Origin of the sequence: Desulfolutivibrio sulfodismutans DSM 3696 (assembly GCF_013376455.1) — a bacterium.
GTDB lineage: Bacteria > Desulfobacterota > Desulfovibrionia > Desulfovibrionales > Desulfovibrionaceae > Desulfolutivibrio > Desulfolutivibrio sulfodismutans.
Genome location: NZ_CP045504.1, coordinates 3,304,975 through 3,322,218, shown reverse-complemented (window position 1 = coordinate 3,322,218; position 17,244 = coordinate 3,304,975). Strand labels below are relative to the sequence as shown.

At 65.5% G+C, this 17,244-nt stretch carries 11 protein-coding genes; 7 read left to right on the top strand and 4 right to left on the bottom strand.

Translation table 11 applies throughout. The features are described 5' to 3' along the window. Window positions 1-189: 189 nt before the first annotated feature. The 7 genes from asnB (at window position 190) to GD606_RS15135 (ending at window position 10,828) form a co-directional block, all read left to right on the top strand. Window positions 190-2,136: an asparagine synthase (glutamine-hydrolyzing) gene (gene asnB / locus GD606_RS15165; protein WP_163303466.1), complete on the top strand. Its 1,947-nt coding sequence runs from the start codon at window positions 190-192 to the stop codon at window positions 2,134-2,136. Beyond that, window positions 2,133-3,395, top strand: a complete 1,263-nt coding sequence (locus GD606_RS15160) for a glycosyltransferase (RefSeq protein WP_163303465.1) — start codon at window positions 2,133-2,135, stop codon at window positions 3,393-3,395. Before asnB ends, GD606_RS15160 begins: the two co-directional genes overlap by 4 nt. Before the next feature lie 504 nt (window positions 3,396-3,899). Beyond that, window positions 3,900-5,081 (top strand): polysaccharide biosynthesis/export family protein, encoded by a 1,182-nt coding sequence (locus GD606_RS15155; RefSeq protein WP_163301409.1) that lies wholly within the window; start codon window positions 3,900-3,902, stop codon window positions 5,079-5,081. 17 nt (window positions 5,082-5,098) lie between these two features. Next, a complete protein-coding gene (locus GD606_RS15150) occupies window positions 5,099-6,517 on the top strand; it encodes a GumC family protein (protein WP_163301410.1) in 1,419 nt (472 codons plus the stop codon). Between the two features lie 525 nt (window positions 6,518-7,042). Beyond that, window positions 7,043-7,882 carry an O-antigen ligase family protein gene (locus tag GD606_RS15145; RefSeq protein ID WP_163301411.1) on the top strand — a complete coding sequence of 280 codons (840 nt, stop codon included), beginning with the start codon at window positions 7,043-7,045 and terminating at the stop codon, window positions 7,880-7,882. Between the two features lie 7 nt (window positions 7,883-7,889). Further along, entirely contained in the window at window positions 7,890-9,518 is a 1,629-nt protein-coding gene (gene murJ / locus GD606_RS15140) for a murein biosynthesis integral membrane protein MurJ (RefSeq protein ID WP_163301412.1), read from the top strand. Window positions 9,519-9,709: 191 nt separating this feature from the next. Continuing rightward, window positions 9,710-10,828, top strand: a complete 1,119-nt coding sequence (locus tag GD606_RS15135; RefSeq protein ID WP_163301413.1) for a radical SAM/SPASM domain-containing protein — start codon at window positions 9,710-9,712, stop codon at window positions 10,826-10,828. Window positions 10,829-10,850: 22 nt separating this feature from the next. Here the strand turns inward: GD606_RS15135 and GD606_RS15130 are convergent, their stop codons facing one another. Genes GD606_RS15130 through GD606_RS15115 form a run of 4 tightly spaced genes read right to left on the bottom strand, consistent with a single transcriptional unit; the run spans window position 10,851 to window position 17,144 of the window. Further along, on the bottom strand, window positions 10,851-13,034 hold the full coding sequence (locus tag GD606_RS15130; RefSeq protein WP_163301414.1) for a glycosyltransferase: 2,184 nt from the start codon (window positions 13,032-13,034) through the stop codon (window positions 10,851-10,853). Between the two features lie 12 nt (window positions 13,035-13,046). After that, complete coding sequence (locus tag GD606_RS15125) at window positions 13,047-15,098, bottom strand: WD40/YVTN/BNR-like repeat-containing protein (RefSeq protein ID WP_163301415.1); 2,052 nt, start codon at window positions 15,096-15,098, stop codon at window positions 13,047-13,049. After that, the gene (locus GD606_RS15120) at window positions 15,091-15,753 is read right to left on the bottom strand and encodes a hypothetical protein (protein WP_163301416.1); all 663 of its coding nucleotides are present in this window, start codon (window positions 15,751-15,753) and stop codon (window positions 15,091-15,093) included. The genes GD606_RS15125 and GD606_RS15120 overlap by 8 nt, the downstream gene beginning before the upstream one ends. Further along, window positions 15,708-17,144 (bottom strand): exopolysaccharide biosynthesis polyprenyl glycosylphosphotransferase, encoded by a 1,437-nt coding sequence (locus GD606_RS15115; RefSeq protein WP_163301417.1) that lies wholly within the window; start codon window positions 17,142-17,144, stop codon window positions 15,708-15,710. The genes GD606_RS15120 and GD606_RS15115 overlap by 46 nt, the downstream gene beginning before the upstream one ends. Between the last annotated feature and the right edge of the window lie 100 nt (window positions 17,145-17,244).

Sequence of the window (17,244 nt, the reverse complement as noted above, 5' to 3'; positions counted from 1 at the left end):
GCGGCAATCCTTGGAGGACGAGGCATTCCGGAACCCGAGGCCCCGCGCTGATCCTGGGACGGCGCTCACGTCCCTCGCCGTTTGCCGCAGGCGGGACATTCCCGCCGCAAAGGACGCTTTCTTCGCGCCAGGGCATTTGCTTCGGGCCCGATTCAGGGCACAATGCCGCAGATACGGAGGGGAGAAGCCATGTGCGGCATTTGCGGAGAACTGCGCCTGGACGGACGTGACATCCGGGAAAACGACATCCTGGCCATGCGCGACGCCCTGCGCCATCGCGGCCCGGACGACGCCGGAATCCTGATCGACGGGCCCATCGGCCTGGGGCATCGCCGCCTGTCCATCATCGACCTTTCGCCCCTGGGCCACCAGCCCATGCGCAGCGCCGACGGCCGCTTCGCCATCGTCTTCAACGGCGAGATCTACAACCACCGGGACATCCGCCGCGAACTGGAATCCAGGGGCGTGGCCTTCCGGGGTACATCCGACACGGAGGTGGCGGTCAACGCCGCTGCGGTCTTCGGGCCGCTTTTGGCCGTGCCCCGCTTTCTGGGCATGTTCGCCCTGGCCCTGTGGGATTTCCAGGAAAAAACCCTCTATCTGTGCCGGGACCGGGTGGGGGTCAAACCCCTGTACGTCCGACGCAGCCCCGGGGCCTGCCTGTTCGGCTCGGAAATGCGCGCCTTCATGGCCCGCCGGGATTTCGCCCCGGACATCGACCGCCGGGCCCTGTTCCGCTACTTCCGCACCGGCTATTTCGAGGGCCCGGACACGGTGTTTGGCGACGTGAAAAAGCTCCCCCCCGGCGTCCTGGCCACGATCCGGGCCGACGGATCCTACCGGGAGACCCGGTATTTCGACATCGGCGCCACGGCCCGGGGTTCGTACCGGGGAAACTACGCCCAGGCCGGGGAGGAACTGGCCGGATTGTGCCGGGACGCCTTTGCCCTGCGTCTGGTGTCCGACGTGCCCGTGGGCATGTTTCTCTCGGGCGGGGTGGACTCCTCCCTGGTCTCGGCCGTGCTCAAAAAGGACGTAGGCGCGGACATCACCCACTTCACCATCGGCTTTGCCGAACGCCGCCACAACGAGACGGCCAAGGCCGTGGCCCTGGCCAAAAGCCTGGGGGTGCCCCACAAGGTGCTCGTCCTGACCCCGGAGACTGCCCGGGAGGCCATGCTCGACTTCTGCGAGATCTACGACGAGCCCTTCGGCGATGCCTCGGGCATCCCCACGGCCATCCTGTCCCGCTTCGCCCGGGAGCACGTCAAGGTGGCGCTGTCGGCGGACGGCGGGGACGAGCAGTTCTGCGGATATACCGGCTACGGGCGCTATCCCCGGATTTTCCAGGCCTTGCAGCCCATCCCCAGGCTGGTGCGCCGGGCCCTGGCCCGGGGCCTGCGCGCCCTGCCCTGGGAACGCCTGGCCGACGCCCGCCTGCTGGGGGCCAGCCGCACGGCCCTGTCCCCGGATCGGGCCGCCCGGCTGGGGCGGTTCCTCGACCTGCTTGAAATCCGCGATCCCCGGGGACTGGTCGATCTCTACGCCGCCCGGGGCCTTCCGGAACAGGCCGTGAGCCGCCTTCTCGGCATGCCGCCGCCTGCGGCCGACCCCTTCCCGCCGCTTGATGTCCCGGACCCCACGGACGCCGCCGGGCTCGCCGACTGGCTCATGCGCCGGGACTTCGCCTTCTGGCTGCCCGAGGACATCCTGCTCAAGGTGGACCGGGCCTCCATGGCCGCCTCCCTGGAATGCCGCGACCCGCTTTTGGACCACCGCATCGCCGAAATGGCCTTCAGCCTGCCCATGGAGTTTCTCGTCAAGCAGGGACAGGACAAGCGCATCCTGCGCGATCTCCTGCGCCGCCGCGTCCCCGGGGGCCTGGCCGACCAGCCCAAGCAGGGCTTCGAGATCCCCCTGGCCGCCTGGCTGCGCGGCCCCCACGCCCCCCTGGTCCGGAACGTCCTTGGCCGGGAGAACCTCACGCGCGTGGGCATCCTGGAGCCGGACGAGGCGGGACGTATCAGGGACCGCTTTTTCGCCGGGGAGGGGCTTTACACCCAGCCGGTCTGGCTGCTTTTCAATTTCCAGATGTGGGCCGCCCGCTGGCTGGGCCGGGGGACGGAGGCGGCATGAGGATCGTGTGTTGCAACAAGTATTTTTTCCTCAACGGCGGCACGGAGCACTACCTGTTCCGCATCCTGGAGCGCCTGCCGCAGTCCGGCTGCCAGGCCGTGCCGTTTTCCGTGGCCTACGCCGGGAGCCGCCCCTCGCCGTATGCCCCGTATTTCCTGCCCCCGCCGGGCGACCCCGGCCAGACCCACTTCAACACCCTGTCCCGGGGGCTGGGGGCCGTGGCCAGGCTGCCCCGGCTGGTGGGCCGGGCCGTGTGGTCCTTTGAGGCCAAACGCGCCCTGCGCCGCCTGCTGGACGCCCTGGGCCAGGTGGATATCGGCTACATCCTCAACATCTACAACTACATGTCCCCAAGCGTCATCGCCGCCTTCAAGGAACGCGGCATCCCCGTGGCCATGCGCCTGGGGGACTACCACCTGTTGTGCCTGAACTATCAACTGCTTTACAAAAACCAGCCCTGTGAACGGTGCGTGTCCGGGGCCTATTTCAACGGCATGATCCGGCGCTGCGTCAAGGGCAGCCTCCCGGCCTCCCTGGTGCGCGGCGCGGCCATGTATGTCCACCGCCTGCTTGGCGTCTACGGCATGGTGGACGCCTTCGTGGCCCCCTGCGGGTTCATGCGCGAAAAGCTGATCCAGGGCGGTTTTCCGGAAAAAAAGATCCACGTCATCCGCCAGGGCGTGAATACCGATGTCCCTCCTGCCTCGGGCGAAAAGGGAAATTACATCCTTTATTTCGGACGTCTCAGCCCGGAAAAGGGGTTGGACCTGCTCCTTGAGGCCTACCAGGATCTGGCCCCGGACGTGGACCTGATCCTGGCCGGCCGGGGCGTCGGCGGCTACCAGGACCAGTTGCAGCGTCTGGTCCGGCCCGGCTTTACGCAGCGCATCCATTTCGCCGGGTTCGTGCAGGGTCCGGCCCTGTCCGGGTTGATCGACAAGGCCCTGCTCAGCGTCACCCCCAGCCGGTGGTACGACAACGCCCCCTTGTCCGTGCTGGAAAGCGCCATGCACGGCGTCCCGGTTTTGGCCGCGCGCATCGGCGGCATCCCCGAACTGGTCGAGGACGGGGTCACGGGCCTGCTGTTTGCGCCCGCTTCGGCGGCCGACCTGGCGGGCAAGCTTGGCTGCATGCTGGCTGACCGGCAGGCCCTGGCGGCCATGGGCCGGGCGGCCCGGGAACGGGCCCTGGCCCAGGGCTCCCTGGACGACCATATAACGAAGCTCATCGCCCTGTTCCGCTCCCTTGGCCCCTGCTGAACCCGTCCCGGGCATCGCCCCATCCGCTGACCTGCCCGCTTGTCCATTCGCTCGTTTTTCCCACCCGTTCTGCCCGCCCGGCCCGCCCGGCGCCTTTTGGCAGGAGCGCCCCTGGCGGCGACTTTATTGGCACGATTTTTGATTTATCGTGTGTGGAGTTCCTGGCAACGGTCTCGCGACAACGGGCCGAAAACTTGGGGCTGACACGGCTCAACAGCAAAGACGGCAACGGAAACAACGAGTTGAAACGCGTGACGGCAGCCCCTCCCCCCGGGAAGGATGGACAGGGGAACCTGATGGGGATCCTCACAGTTTCATCGAGTGAAACAGGTTGATTTCGCGAAGTGATACGCGTGCGCCGGGAGGGCTTGCGGGCGAAGGTCCGGGTGCTGCATCGCCGCCTGGGGAAACCTGCCTCGCACGTCTGCCCACACCGACTTGCCCGGGCGGAACAGAACAGACTTCGGCCATGTTCAGGGAATGCCGACCCCAGGAGACATCTGTATGACCACTTTGAAGGCGCAACACAAAGGCCCTTCCTCACGCCCTGCCAGCCGTATGGCCACGGGAACGCTGGCTCTGGTCCTCGCCGCATGTCTCCTCTTTGCCTGGGGGTGCGTCAGATCGAACAAGGATTCCTCCGATCCGGTGGTCACCGTCAAGGACCAGGCCGGGGTGCAGGAGGTCTTGGACCAGCAAAAAAGCCTGGAACTGACCCCGCAAAGCGTTGCGGACAACCCTGGATTCAAGGTTCTGGACGGCGAGGCCATCCCGGACATTCCCACCTACCGTCTGGGTTCCGGGGACGTGCTGGAGGTGGTCTACCACATCCGGCACGAGATCACGGTGAAGGACTACCGCCTCGACGTCCAGGACCGCATCAGCGTTTCCTTCCCCTACCATCCCCAGTTCAACGTCAGCGCCCTGATCCGGGCCGACGGCAAGGTCTCCCTGCCCCTTATCGGCGAAATCAAGGTGGCGGGGATGAGCATGAGCGAGGTGACGGCGGATTTGAACCGGCGCTACGCGGCCTTCATCAAGCAGCCCTCCGTGAACGTGGGCCTGGAGGAGTTCAACGTACGCATCGATGAACTCAAAAAGGCCATCACCACCGCCCCGCGCGGCCAAAGCAAGATCGCGCCCATCACCCCGGACGGCCGGGTGGGGTTCCCCATCATCGGCAACATCGACGCCTCGGGCCTGACCGTGCCCCAGCTGGAAAAGATCATCAACGAGCGCTACGCCAAATATGTCGACGACCTCCAGGTCACCCTGATCCTTTTGGAGATCCACAACAACAAGCTCTACGTCTACGGCGAGGTCAACGCCCCGGGCGTCTACGAATTGCAGGGACGGCTCAATCTGGCCCAGGCCCTGGGCCAGGCCGGAGGCTTCAAGGAGTCCGCCAACCTGCGCGACGTGCTGGTCTTCCGCAACAACGGACTGCTCAAGCCCATGGCCTACCGGGTGGACCTGCAACGCCTGCTGGACACCGGAAAAATGTATGACGACCTGTACGTGCAGCCCGCAGACATCGTCTATGTGCCCAAGGGGACGCTGGACGACATGAACGATATCATCGCCAAGATCTTCACCAAGGGGCTGTACGCCGTGGTGCCGTTCACCAGCAACTTCAGCGTCAATTACGACATCACCCCGTCGCTCAACGTCAATAATAATAATTAGCAGGAAAGGCGACCACCATGACCGACAGATACACCAACCGCGAAGCGGGCAATATCCTGCGTGAAATCATCTTTATTATCTTTTACCATAAAAGATTGATCCTCAAGATCGCCGGGGCGACGTTCCTGCTCTTTCTGGCCCTGGCGGTCCTTTTGCCCTCGAAGTACCTGTGCCGGGCCAAGTTCTCGGTGAGCATGAGCCAGCAGATCGATCCCCTGCAAAAGGACGTCTACACCGACTCCAAGAACCAATACATGCGGATGCTCTCGGGACAAAAGGAGATCATCCTGTCCAACCGGGTGCTCATGCGCGCGGCCCAGGCGTTGTATCCCGGGAAGACCGAGGCCGAGTACCAGAAGCTGGTGGCGAAACTGGGCAAGGACATCGAGGTGGGGCCGCCCAAGGGCGAGAGCTTCGAGGCCGCCAGCGACTTCATCCTGAGCTTCGACGACAGCGATCCCCGCATGGCCTACAACATGGTCAAAGAGGTTTCCCAGGCCTATCTGGCGGTCTTCGAGGAGATCGCCAAACAGCGCACGGAATATTCCTATGATTTCTTCAAGCAGCAGGTGGACAGCCTCTACGTGACCATGCGCGAGAAGGCGGATCTGCTCAAGGCCTACGAGAGCGAAAACGCCCTGGCCCTGGTGGACATCCTCAATCTCGAAGGCAACAAGGCCAACGCCGAGACAGGGGCCAAGACCCAGCTCAACGCGGTCCAGACCAAGCGCCAGGCCCTGCGCGAAGAGTTTGTGGGGCTGGAGCGGACCATCGCCGACCTGGAGGCCAGCATGGCCGGCGACCAGGGACCGGCCATCCTGCCGGACATGGAAGGCAGCGGCAAGACCATCACCGCCTACCGGTACAAGGTGGCCCAACTGCGCATGCAGATCCAGGAAATGGACACCCAGTTCACCCCCCAGTACGAGCCCCTGCGCCGCCTGAAGCAGGAGCTTGAGGCCAACATCGAACTGCTGCGCAACGAGACCGGGCGGTACCTGGAGGGGAGACGGATCCAGGCGGAAAGCATCACCAGCATGATCAGCGAACTGGATCTGGCCATTGCCCAGTTGGAGGATTCCCTGCGCGCCACGGCCCAGTTGCGCTCCACCTACGCCTTCCTCAGAAACGATTATGAGCTGGCGAAAACCGCCTACGCCGAGGCCAGCGCCAAGCTGGAACAGGCCCGGCAGGCCAACTCCCTGTCCCGGCCCGACCTGATCGTGACCCTGGTCGATCCCGCCGTGGAGCCCATGACGCCGTACAAGCCCAACCGCATCGGCCTGGCCGTCCTGGGCCTTTTCCTGGGGATTTTCCTGGGCCTGTCCGCAGCCTTCACCCTGGATTTCTTCGACCACTCCATCAAAACTCCGGAGGATATCGAACGCTGGTGCGACGTGCCGCTTCTGGGCTCCCTTCCCCACTCGGGGGCGTAGTCCATGCTCCTGGCCCTTGGCGTCGCCATCCTGGCCCTGGCGGGCCTGACGGGGCTCTTTATCCTGCGTCGGGCCTGGGCCGCGTCCCCGGGCACGTCGCATTATACCTTCTTTCCGATTTTGTTTAGTCTGTGGATCGTTTCGGTGGTCATGTGGAACACTTACTTCTGGTCGTATAAGATCCCCGGCCTTTTTGACCTCTCCGTGGAACGCGTTCTCTTCGTGCTGCTTGGCGTCGCGGCATTCACGCAAATCCTTTTCAAGACAGTGAATATCCATGGCGACCGCCGCATTGAATTTGTAATGATCGTTTTTCTTATTATTTGCATTGTATCCATGTTGATCAACGGATTCACATCATTATATCAACATGCTCCAAAGCCATGGTACATTTTTTTCACAGGTTATTTTACTCCATTCCTTGCTTTTTTCTATGTGAAATACTTCTTTCAAGACGACAGAAGCATAAAAATATTACTCGGAACGCTTTTTTCCCTTGGAATCCTTCTTTGCATCATTGCCATCATGGAACGATTCCACCTCGACGCATTGATCTATCCGTCCTACATAACAGACAAAACCATCCTGCTGCATCTGGATCGCTCCAGGGGGCCGCTGCTCAACGCCGCCTTCAACGGTCTGGCCATGACCATCTGCTTTGTGGCCGGCCTCATGCTGCGGCCCATGGTCTCGCCTGGACGCCGGTTCTTGATCCTGATCCTTCTGCCCCTTTTCTTCGTCGGGGTGTTTTTCACGTCCACCCGGTCGGCCTATCTCGTCTTCCTGCTGGCCCTTGGGACCGTGCTGTTTTTCCTCCGCAGCCGGGGGGAAAGATGGAAGCTGACCCCCCTCATTCTGACCCTGTGCCTGGTTGCCGTCGCGGCCAATACCGAGCGGCTGTTCTCCTCCAGCCGCGAGCGCGGGGGTATCGCCCAGATGGAGGAGGTGGACATCCGCTTCCAACTCATCGCCAAATCCCTGCGCCTGATCCGGGAGCATCCCGTCCTCGGCGTAGGCCTGGCCCATTTTTCCGTGTCGGATTCTCCCGAGACCTACCAGGACAACCAGCACAACCATCTTATCGGCATGGCCGTGGAACTGGGCGTCATCGGCGTGTCCGTCTACCTGTGCCTGCTCATCCTCATCTTCCGCAGGCTGTACGCCCTGGCCCGGAACCCCCGGGTGGACCGGGACGCCTGGGCCAACACCATCATCCTGCTCACCCTGGGGATCACGGCGGCCCTGGTGAACAACGTCTTTGTCGAGGCCTCCCTGTGCCCGTTCATCAACGTGGCCACCTTCACCTTCGCCGGGCTGGCCAGCCGACTGCTGGAGCATCCCGAAACCCTGGACGCGGTCATCTGATGCGGCCGTGGCCCTGCCCCCGCGCGGCATTCGCGGCAGCAGCACCAGGCAGGCCCTTCGTCGCCCCTTTGGCCGGGAGCGCCACGCCATGAGCCAGGAGGTCATGGACGGCATCCGCCGCTCCACCCTGATCATCGTGGGACTGACGCTGTTGGACAAGATCCTGGCGTTGGCCAAGGAGATGCTTTTCGCCTACCGCTTCGGCGTCTCCCGGGATTTGGACGTCTTCAACGTGGCCTACGCCTTCCCGGCCATCCTGGCCATGCTCCTGGGACAGGCCGTGGTCTCGGCCCTGGTCCCCCTGTACATGACCTGGCGGGAGCGGGGGCCGGGGGAGCTTTCGCGCAACCTGGCCAATCTGGGCTCGGCGGCGATCCTGTTTTTCCTGGTCCTGACTGTGGCCTGCGCCTTTTGGTCCGAACCGATCATGGCCGTGATCGGCTACGGGTTTCCCGAGGGGGAAAAGGCCCTGGGGGAATCCCTGGTGCGCCTTTTGGTCTGGCTCATCTTCCTGGAAGGCGGGGCGGCCGTGCTGGCCGGGGTGTTGCAGGCCGACAAGTCCTTTGCCGCCCTGTACGGGGCGCAGCTTTGCATCAATCTGGCCATCATCGCGGCCCTGAGCTTTTTCGGGGACATGGGCGTGCATGCCCTGGCCATGGGGTTTCTCATCGGCACGGGCGTCAAGGCGCTGGTCATGGCCGTGGTCCTGCGCGGGGCGCGTTTTCCCCTGCGCCCGCCCCGGCCGCCGGTCACGCCCTGCCTGCGCGAGTTCTTCCTTCTGGCCTGGCCCCTGGTGATCGGCGGCCTGGTGGTCAACTCCAACATCCTGGTGGACCAGGTCATGAGCACCGAGCTGCCCTCCGGGTCGGTGTCCGCCCTGCGCTACGCCTACCGCATCAACGACCTGCCGCTGCAACTGTTCGTGGTGGCGGCGGCCAAGGCCATCTTCCCCTTTGTCAGCGAGCAGGCCGAGGCCCGGGACGCCCTGGGCATGCGCCGGGTGTTCTGGCGCGGGGTGTTGTTTTTGTGCATGGTTTCGGCGGGCATGACGGCGTTCGTCCTGATCTTCTCCACGGAGATCGTCACCCTTTTGCTTCGGCGCGGGGCCTTCGATGATCAGGCTGTGGCGTCCACGGCCCTGACCTTGTCCTGGTACGCGGCGGGCATGGTTTTTGCCTCCTACGCCGTGCTCAACGGGGTGTTTTTCACGGCGCTACGAAAAAACATGACGCTTATGATCGTGGGCGTGATCACCATGGTCTGCAACGCCTTCTTCAACCTGTGGTTCATCCGGACCATCGGCGGCCCGGAGGCCGTGGCCATGTCCACCACCGTGACCGTGGCCCTGACCTGCACCATCTTTGTGGCCATCATCCAGCGGGCCCTGGGCGTCTTCCACGAACCGCCGCGCCTGTGGCCCTTTCTCCAGGTGGCCGGGGCCACCCTTTTGGCGGCCGGACTGGCCGTCGCCGTCCGGGCCGGGCTGACCCGCCTGGGCCTCACCGGGCTGTGGGCCTTCCCGGCGGCGGCCCTGATGTTCGGGGCGGCCTTTCTCGGGAGCCTGTCCCTTTCCCGGGACACGGAGATCCGCTGGTGCCTGGGCATGGTCCTGCCCTGGGGGCGGAACAGGACGTAACGGGGATGCCGACGTGGCCCGTCCCCGCCCCCCGGCCATTGCCTCGCCCCCCCGCCGCATGCTAGATTCCCGGGCATCTTCGCCTGGATGTCCGGCCTGGGTCTTGCCCCGGCGACGTCATACTATCCCGACTCATCAGGCCTAAACGGCTCACCACAACACAGCGGCACACATCCGCAAGGCGCTCGCCAATGCTACACAAACTGTTGGGCATGATCGATCAGGTCAGACAATATAACCGGGGCGAATTGGGGTACGGCTGCCTGTTTGTGAACATCACCAGCCGGTGCAACTCCCGGTGTCGCTACTGTGAGGCTTACAAGCTCGATGCGGCCCGGGAACTGGATCAGGCGCGGCTTTTCTCCCTGTTCGAGGAGGCCAGGCAGGCGGGCATCCCGCACATCTACCTCTCCGGGGGCGAGCCGTTTTTCCGCCGCGACGTGTGGGAGCTCATCGCAAAGATCCTGGCCCTGGATCTGCGGTTTTCCGTGGTCTCCAACGGCCTGTTGGTGGAAAACTTCCTCCCGGCCCAGCTCGACCTGCTCAAAAACGCCCAGTGGATCGACATCTCCCTGGAATCCTACCGCCCGGAAATCCACGACTTCCTGCGCGGCGGCAAGGGATTTTTGAAACGGACGACGGAAGGCATCCGCATCCTGAAAAAAAGCGACCTGAAGGTGAACATCAACACCACCGTCTGCCGCCAGAACTATGCGGACCTGCCCGGGGTCATCGCCTTCGCCAAGACCCACGCCGTGGACTACATCAACTTCCAGCCGCTGCACGTCTGGAACAACTACCATGACGTGACGGCGGACGATAAAAGCGACATGCTGCCCACCAGGGAGCAGATCGAGCATCTGCCGGACTATTTCCAGGAGCTTGCGGGGTTGGCCCGAAAGGAAGGGGTGCGCACCAACATCCCCCATGTCGCGCCGTGGATGCGCCAGTATTTCGAGCACTGTCTGGACGGGTCGTCCCTGTGGATGCGGCGCTGCCTGAACGATTTCTCCTGCCTGGAGATCGCCACCAAGCTTTTCGTGGACGCCGACGGATCGGTTCTGCCCTGCGCCCTGCTGTCCCCGGCCGGAAACGTGCAGGAGGCGCCGCTGTCCGCCCTGATAGAGAAGATGCGCCCGGTGCGCGAGGCCGTCCGGGACGGAAAGTTCCCCCCGGCCTGCAACCGCTGCTCCTGCCAGATGAGCATCAACTACACGTTCAGCGTGCTGCGCAGCCCCCTGCGCAACATCGGACACCTGGGCCGGTATGCAGCGTCCCTGGTCGGCGAGAAGCTGGGGCGGCTCCTGTAGGCCGCCTTCCCGGCCCCGCGAACTACTTCCCGGCCAGCCGCAGAGCCTTGGAGAGTAAGGCCAGAAACCGGAACGGCTGCTCGGCCAGCATCCGGCGGCACCGCTCCCGGCCCCGCCTCCCCATCTCCCGGGCCTCGTCCGGGTCGTCCAGCACGGCCCGCACGGCCCGCAAAAGGCCCTCACGGTCCCCCGGCTCATAGAAAAGCGCCTCCTCCCCGTGGTCGGCGTATTCCAGCACCGCCACATTGGCCGCCGCCACCACCGGCCGCCTCAGGGCCATGGACTCCAAAAGCCCGTTTTGCCCGGCGGCCAGGCGGCGGTCCCTGGTGGGCACCACCACCACGGCGGCCGCTTGGATGAGCCTCACCATCTCCGCCTCGGACACCCTGGTGCGCACGGCCCGCACGTTCGGCGGCAGGGGTTCGGGAAAGGCGAAGGTCTGGCTCAAAATCACCACCTCCCGGCCGAACCGGTCAGCCACCGCCAGAAGCCCCTCGAAATCCCGGTCGCTGTTGCCGTAGGCGAAGACGTACCCCGCGCATGGGACGTCTGGCAGTTCCAGATACTGGCTGGGCGGTTCGTCCGGATAAAACGACACGGCCGCCTCAGGCAGCCCGAACATTTCGGCGTAGATCGCGCGCTCCGCCTCGGAGGTGCACCACAGGGCGTCGATGCCGGGCAGGGCCAGGCGCAACACGGCCAGCCGCAGGCGGTAGGCCGTATCCGTGCGGGAGAGGTTTAGGTGGAAGTCCCGGACGATATGGACCGGCCGCAACCGGGGCGGGACAAGCCGCAACGCAAGCCCCGTGCAGACCCCAAGCGGCAGGGCCCAGGACAGGATCGCGTCGCTTCGCCAGGCCCGCGAGAGCTGCTTCACGGCCAGACACGCCGCCGACGCCCAGGCGGACAGGCCGCCCAGCCGGGACAGGACGCGCCGGGCGCGGTCGCCCAACCGGACGTATTCCACGGCGGCCAGTTCCCGACGCAGCCGGTGCAGAAGCCGCCACTGCCCCGTTTCGGCCCAGTACAGCCCAAGGCACACCCGACGCTGGGACAGGGGGCACAGGTTTCGCCGTGGCGGCCTTCCGGCCAAAAGCTCGGTGAAAAGTCCCTCGAAGCCGCAGGCCATGCCCGAAAGCGTGTGCCCTTGGCCCACCAGGGCCCTGGCCCGGCGGCCCATCTCCCGGCGCGCCGCGTCGTCGCCAAGGAGGTCCAGCATGGCCCCGGCCAGGGCCTCGGGGTCGCGGGGCGGAACCAGACGGCCGGTCACCCCGTCCCGGACGATCTCGCCCATGAATCCCACCCGGGTGGCGACCATGGGAACCCCGGCGGACAGGGCCTCCAGGGCGGCCACGGACAGGGTCTCCTGCCGGGGGTCGGAAGACAGCACGACCAGATCCAGGGCGGCCAGGATATCGGGCACATCGCGCCGGAAACCCAGAAACCGCACCTGGCCGCCAAGGCCCAGCCGGGCAGCCTCCCCCTCCAGAAAGGCGCGCTGCGGCCCGTCGCCAACGACCAGGAAGCGGACGTCGGGGGCCACGGCGGCCACCCGGGCGGCGGCCTGCAAAAAGACCTCATGGGCCTTGTCCGGGCGCAGGGCGGCGATGATCCCGACGGTTTTTCCAGCCTCGGAAAGGTGCAGGTGCCTGCGGGCCTCCTGCGGCGACAGTTCCGAGCGAAAGGCCGCCACATCCACGCCGTTGGGAATGGCCAGCACCTTGCGCACCGGCACGCCCTCCACCGTAACGAGATATCCGGCATGGCCCTTGGAGGCCGCCGCCAGGGCGTCCAGCCCCCAGACCACGCCCCGACGCACAAACATGTACAGTTCGTGGTGGCGGTGGCGCTTGAAGGTCTCGTTTTGCCAGTTGACGATGGCCCGCACCCCGGCCAGACGGGCGGCAGGCACGCCGTAAAACAGGCAGTTGCGGTGGTTGATGAGCAAAAGGGCGTCAAGGCGGTCCTGGCGAAAGACCCGGTGCAGGCGGAATATGGTCCGCAGGGGACCGCCTCCCAGGCCGGACCTGACCGGGACGCCGAGGGCCTCGATCTCCTGGCCCATGGGGCCTTTTTCCCCCAGGCAGTACAGGCGCGGCTCGAAGCGGTCCCGGTCCAGGCGGCGCAGGAGCTCCAAAAGGAGTTGCTCGGCCCCGCCGATGGCCAGGGTGGAGACGAGCACGCCAAGCACAGGTCTTTTCTTCATGCGCTCCCCACACTACCGCCCGTCCGGCAGACGCCACAGCCCCAGGCCGTTGAAGCCGACCCACAGGCCGCCCGGGCCGGGGGAAATGGCCGTCACGCCCACCGGGGCCGTCTCCGTTGCGACCCGGGAGAAGGTCGCGCCGCCGTCGCGGCTGACGTACAGCCCATCCGCCGCCTTGTTGTCGTAGGCTGACGTGCCCACGGCCACAAGCCCCGGCCGGGCCGGATCAAAGGCCATGGCCTGGACGGGGATGTGCGGCGGACGCGCCCCGGGCAGGGCCCGCTCCTTCCAGGAAGCCCCGTAGTCCTGGCTTTCCAGCAGGCGCTTTTCCGGCAGTCCGGCCAGAAGATGCCCGGGCCGGGAGGGATCGGCGGCCAGGCAGAACACGAAGCCTCCCGGGGCCGCAGCGGCCGTCCAGGTATGGCCGCCGTCCAGGCTGCGCCATATCCCCCCGGACACGGTGGCCGCCACCAAAAGGCCCGGCTTTTCCGCAAAGGCCAGAAGGCTCTGGGGACCGAAAAAAACGGGCCGGGACAGGCCGCGCCCGATGTCCGCCACGGCGGAGGCCTCGCCCCGGATCAAGGCCGGGACGTCCACCCGGAACAGGCCGTGCCCGCCCGTGCCGAGCATGACCGCGTCGTCGTCGGCCGGATCAATGACCAAAAGCGTGGGACGGCCGCTGGCGAAGGCCCCGGGCAGGGTCCGGGCCGGGACCGTAACCGGCAGGGCCTGCCAGGACGCGCCGCCGTCCAGCGTGCGGTACAGGTGCAGGGTACGTGTTCCGGCCGCGTCGCCGGACTTCCAGGGTTCGGCCAGGAGATAGCGTTTGGCCGGATCTTTGGGGCTTATGCGGATGTCCTTGACGTGGCCGTCGACCACCCCGGCCATGCTCCGGGCCCAGGTCGTTCCGGCGTCCGACGAGACCATGAGCCCGTTGTCGGCCGTGGCCGCCAGGATGGCTTCCGGCTGGCCGGGGACGGAGGCCAGGGCGTTGACCACCGTGTTTTGCAGGCCCTTGTGCCGTTGCTCGAAGCGGTTGCCGCCGTCGCGACTTTTCCACAGGTTCCACCAGTCGGCCACAAAGACGGTTTTGCCGTCCGGGCCAAAGGCCAGGGCCTCCACGGATTCCAGGCCCGTGGGATAGTTGGGCGGGCCGTCCGGAGCCAGGGTGAACGCCGTGACCGGCGAAAAACGCTGGCCCCCATTGTCGGAGACGAACAACAGATAGGGCCAGTAGTCCGGATGCGTGGCCAGAAACACCCGGCCAGGGGCGGCCGGGTCCAGGCCCAGGGCCTTAAACCGGGCCGGGGATTTGGCCCCCGGGGGCAGCCCGGGCAGGGGACCGGGCCGCTCCCAGGTGTTTTTTTCGGCGTCATAGCGCCACAGCCCGCTTCTTTCCTCCACGGCGAACAGGCCGGACTCGGGCGTGGCAGCCATGTCCGTGAGATTTCTCCCGGCCCCGAGCCCGGCGTTGGCCGCCACGAACCGGCCGTCGCGCACCACAAAGGCCCCGGCCGGGGTGGCGGCGAAAAGGTCGTCGCCAAGCCGGGCCAGGCTGTTGACCTTGCGGCCCTCAAGCCCGGGCACGGGGGTGACGGCCGGGGCGGCCTGCCGCCAGGCCACGCGGAAGACGCCCCGGGACCGGGTGGCCACGAGAAGGTCGTCGCCCAGGGGGACCAGCAGATGGGAGCCGAAAAAGCGGTCGCCGTAGCCCATATCTCCCAGCCGGGCCAGGGTGTCGCCGCCGTCCCGGCTGAGATACAGGCCCTCGTCGGTCAGCACGGCCAGTGTTCCCGGCCGCCCGGGATCGAAGGCCAGCCCGGCCACGGCCAGACCGCCCAGGCCCGCCCCGCGCGGCGCGAAGGTGTCCCCGCCGTCGCGGCTCACGAACAGCCCGGCCACGTCCGAGCCCGCAACGACCCGGTTCGGGTCGCCCGGGTCCACGGCCAGGGCCGTGAACCGCCCGCCGCCGCCGTATCCGGACGGGATCAGGGCCGGGCCTGCGGCCCAGGCCACCAGGGAATGGGCCAGAAACAGGGCGACGAACAGCACCAGCCTATTCATGATTGCGGACGCGCCGCGAGGACTTGAGCTCACCAGTCAATTCTCCCTGAAATGTCGCCCGGTAGCGGACGTTGGCCTTTTCCACAAAGTCGTATCCATTCATCCAGACCTGCCCGGTGACCTGCTGCCCGGTGAAGTCCAGGGTGAGCTCCCCGGCCACGGCCTGCACCTTGGTGGGCAGGGCCTCCTTGAGCACCTGGCGGATGCGCTCGCCCTCACGCTGGGTGAGCATGCCCTCACGTTTGAACAGGGCCGGGCTCAGATGAAAAAAGAAAATGTTCGGGGAGACGGAATAGGAGTTGGCGATGCGGCAGGTCATCCGCCCGGAGAGGGACTCCATCTGCGAGTCCTTGGAGTTCCAGACGAAGGTGTTTACCCCGTTGTCTTCCGGCCAGCCGTTGATGGTCACCACATAGTTGTTGTTCGAGTCCGGCGGCGCTGCGGACAGGACGAGCATGCCCCGGACGCCTTGAAAGGACTTTTTGCCGGCCAGCCCGGAGAGGGTCAGCAGATAGTATTTGGAATTTTCGTTCACGTCTTCCAGGGCGGTCTGCCCCAGACAGGCCCTGGCCGGAAGCCACAGGACGAGGGCGGCCAGGGCCGCCGCCGTCAGACGCCCGAGCCGCGCAACAAGGCCGGAATGGTCCGTAGGCATATCACCACGTCCTCCCACAGGCTGCAGTTTTCGATGTAGCGCATGTCCAGGGTCATCCATTCGGAAAACCGCATGGCGTTGCGGTTGGGCATGGTCTGCCAGTAGCAGGTCAGGCCGGGCTTGACCGTGAAGCGGCGGCGCGTCCAGTCGTCGGTCAGGCGGGTGTAGTCGCGAAGCGACATGGGCCGTGGGCCGACAATGCTCATCTCGCCGTGCAGCACGTTGAAAAGCTGCGGCATCTCGTCGATGTTGTATTTGCGCAGCCAGCGGCCGACCCGGGTCACCCGGGGGTCGCTCGAAATCTTGAAGACCGGCCCGTCCATCTCGTTGACGCCCTCCAGATCCGGCAGGCGCGATTCGGCGTCGACCATCATGGAGCGGAACTTGTAGAGGCTGAAGATGCGCTTGTTCAGGCCCACGCGCGGCTGGACGTAGAGCAGCGGGCCGCCGTCCTCGAGCTTGATGCGGATGACGGCCAGGATCATGACCGGGGCGAAGACCACAAGCAGCACCAGCGCCCCGACGACGTCGAAAACCCGCTTGTACAGGGGGCTGACCGGGGCCGCCACCGGGCAGATGGACAGGATGGGCTGCCCCGAGGGATCCTCGCCCGTCTTGCAGGAATTGGGCGGGAAAAACGAGCCCGGACATTCGCTGGGGATCCCCTGGTCCTCGCCGTCGCGCATGGCGGTCACGATGGCGTCGTAATGGCTGCGGATGGGCAGGCAGATGACCAGGACATCCACCACCTTCTCCCGCAGGATGGCGGGCAGGTCCGCAAGCCCCCCGAGCAGGGGGATGTCCTGGCCGCAGTAGTTGCCGCTGTCCACGAACCCCAGGATGGAAAACCCAAGGAAGGGATAGTCCTGGCTCTCCTGGTACAGTTCCAGGCCCCGGTCGTTGGCCCCGACGACGATCAGGTTGAGGCGGGTGCGCCGAACGAACCCGGACCTGAGCAAAAGCGACAAAAGGAAACGGAAGAGCGCCCCGAAAAGGGGCGATAACAGGAGATACAGGGGAATAAAGACCAGCGGCGAGGACTGGGCCCGCAGGATCAGCCAAAAAAACAGGGTCAGCCCCATGTCGGCCAGCAGCGTTTCCCGGCGGTCGGTCCACAACCGGCGCAACCAGCCGGGATGCACCCCGGCCAGCGTGTGATGGCCATTGCGACGAAGGCTCAAGTGGGCCGCCACCAGCACAAGCAGCTCCAGGGTGTTGGCCAGAAGCACCCGCAGGGAGATAAAAAAATCGCTCTCCCAGGAGGCCACGGACTCCGCCGGAAGGCACAGGGCCAGGGCCGCCAGGTAGGCCCCGGCCACCCCGAGGATGTCCGCCGATGTGGTCAGCCGTTCCACCAGCCTGCGCCGTTCTTCAAGAAGAGAGTATGACATGGCTTACCAAAGCCCTTTAAGGAAGTCGGGAACATGAAACAGCAGGATCATGTTCAACACGATGACCAGCACCGCAGCCAGGATCACATAGGATTTGACC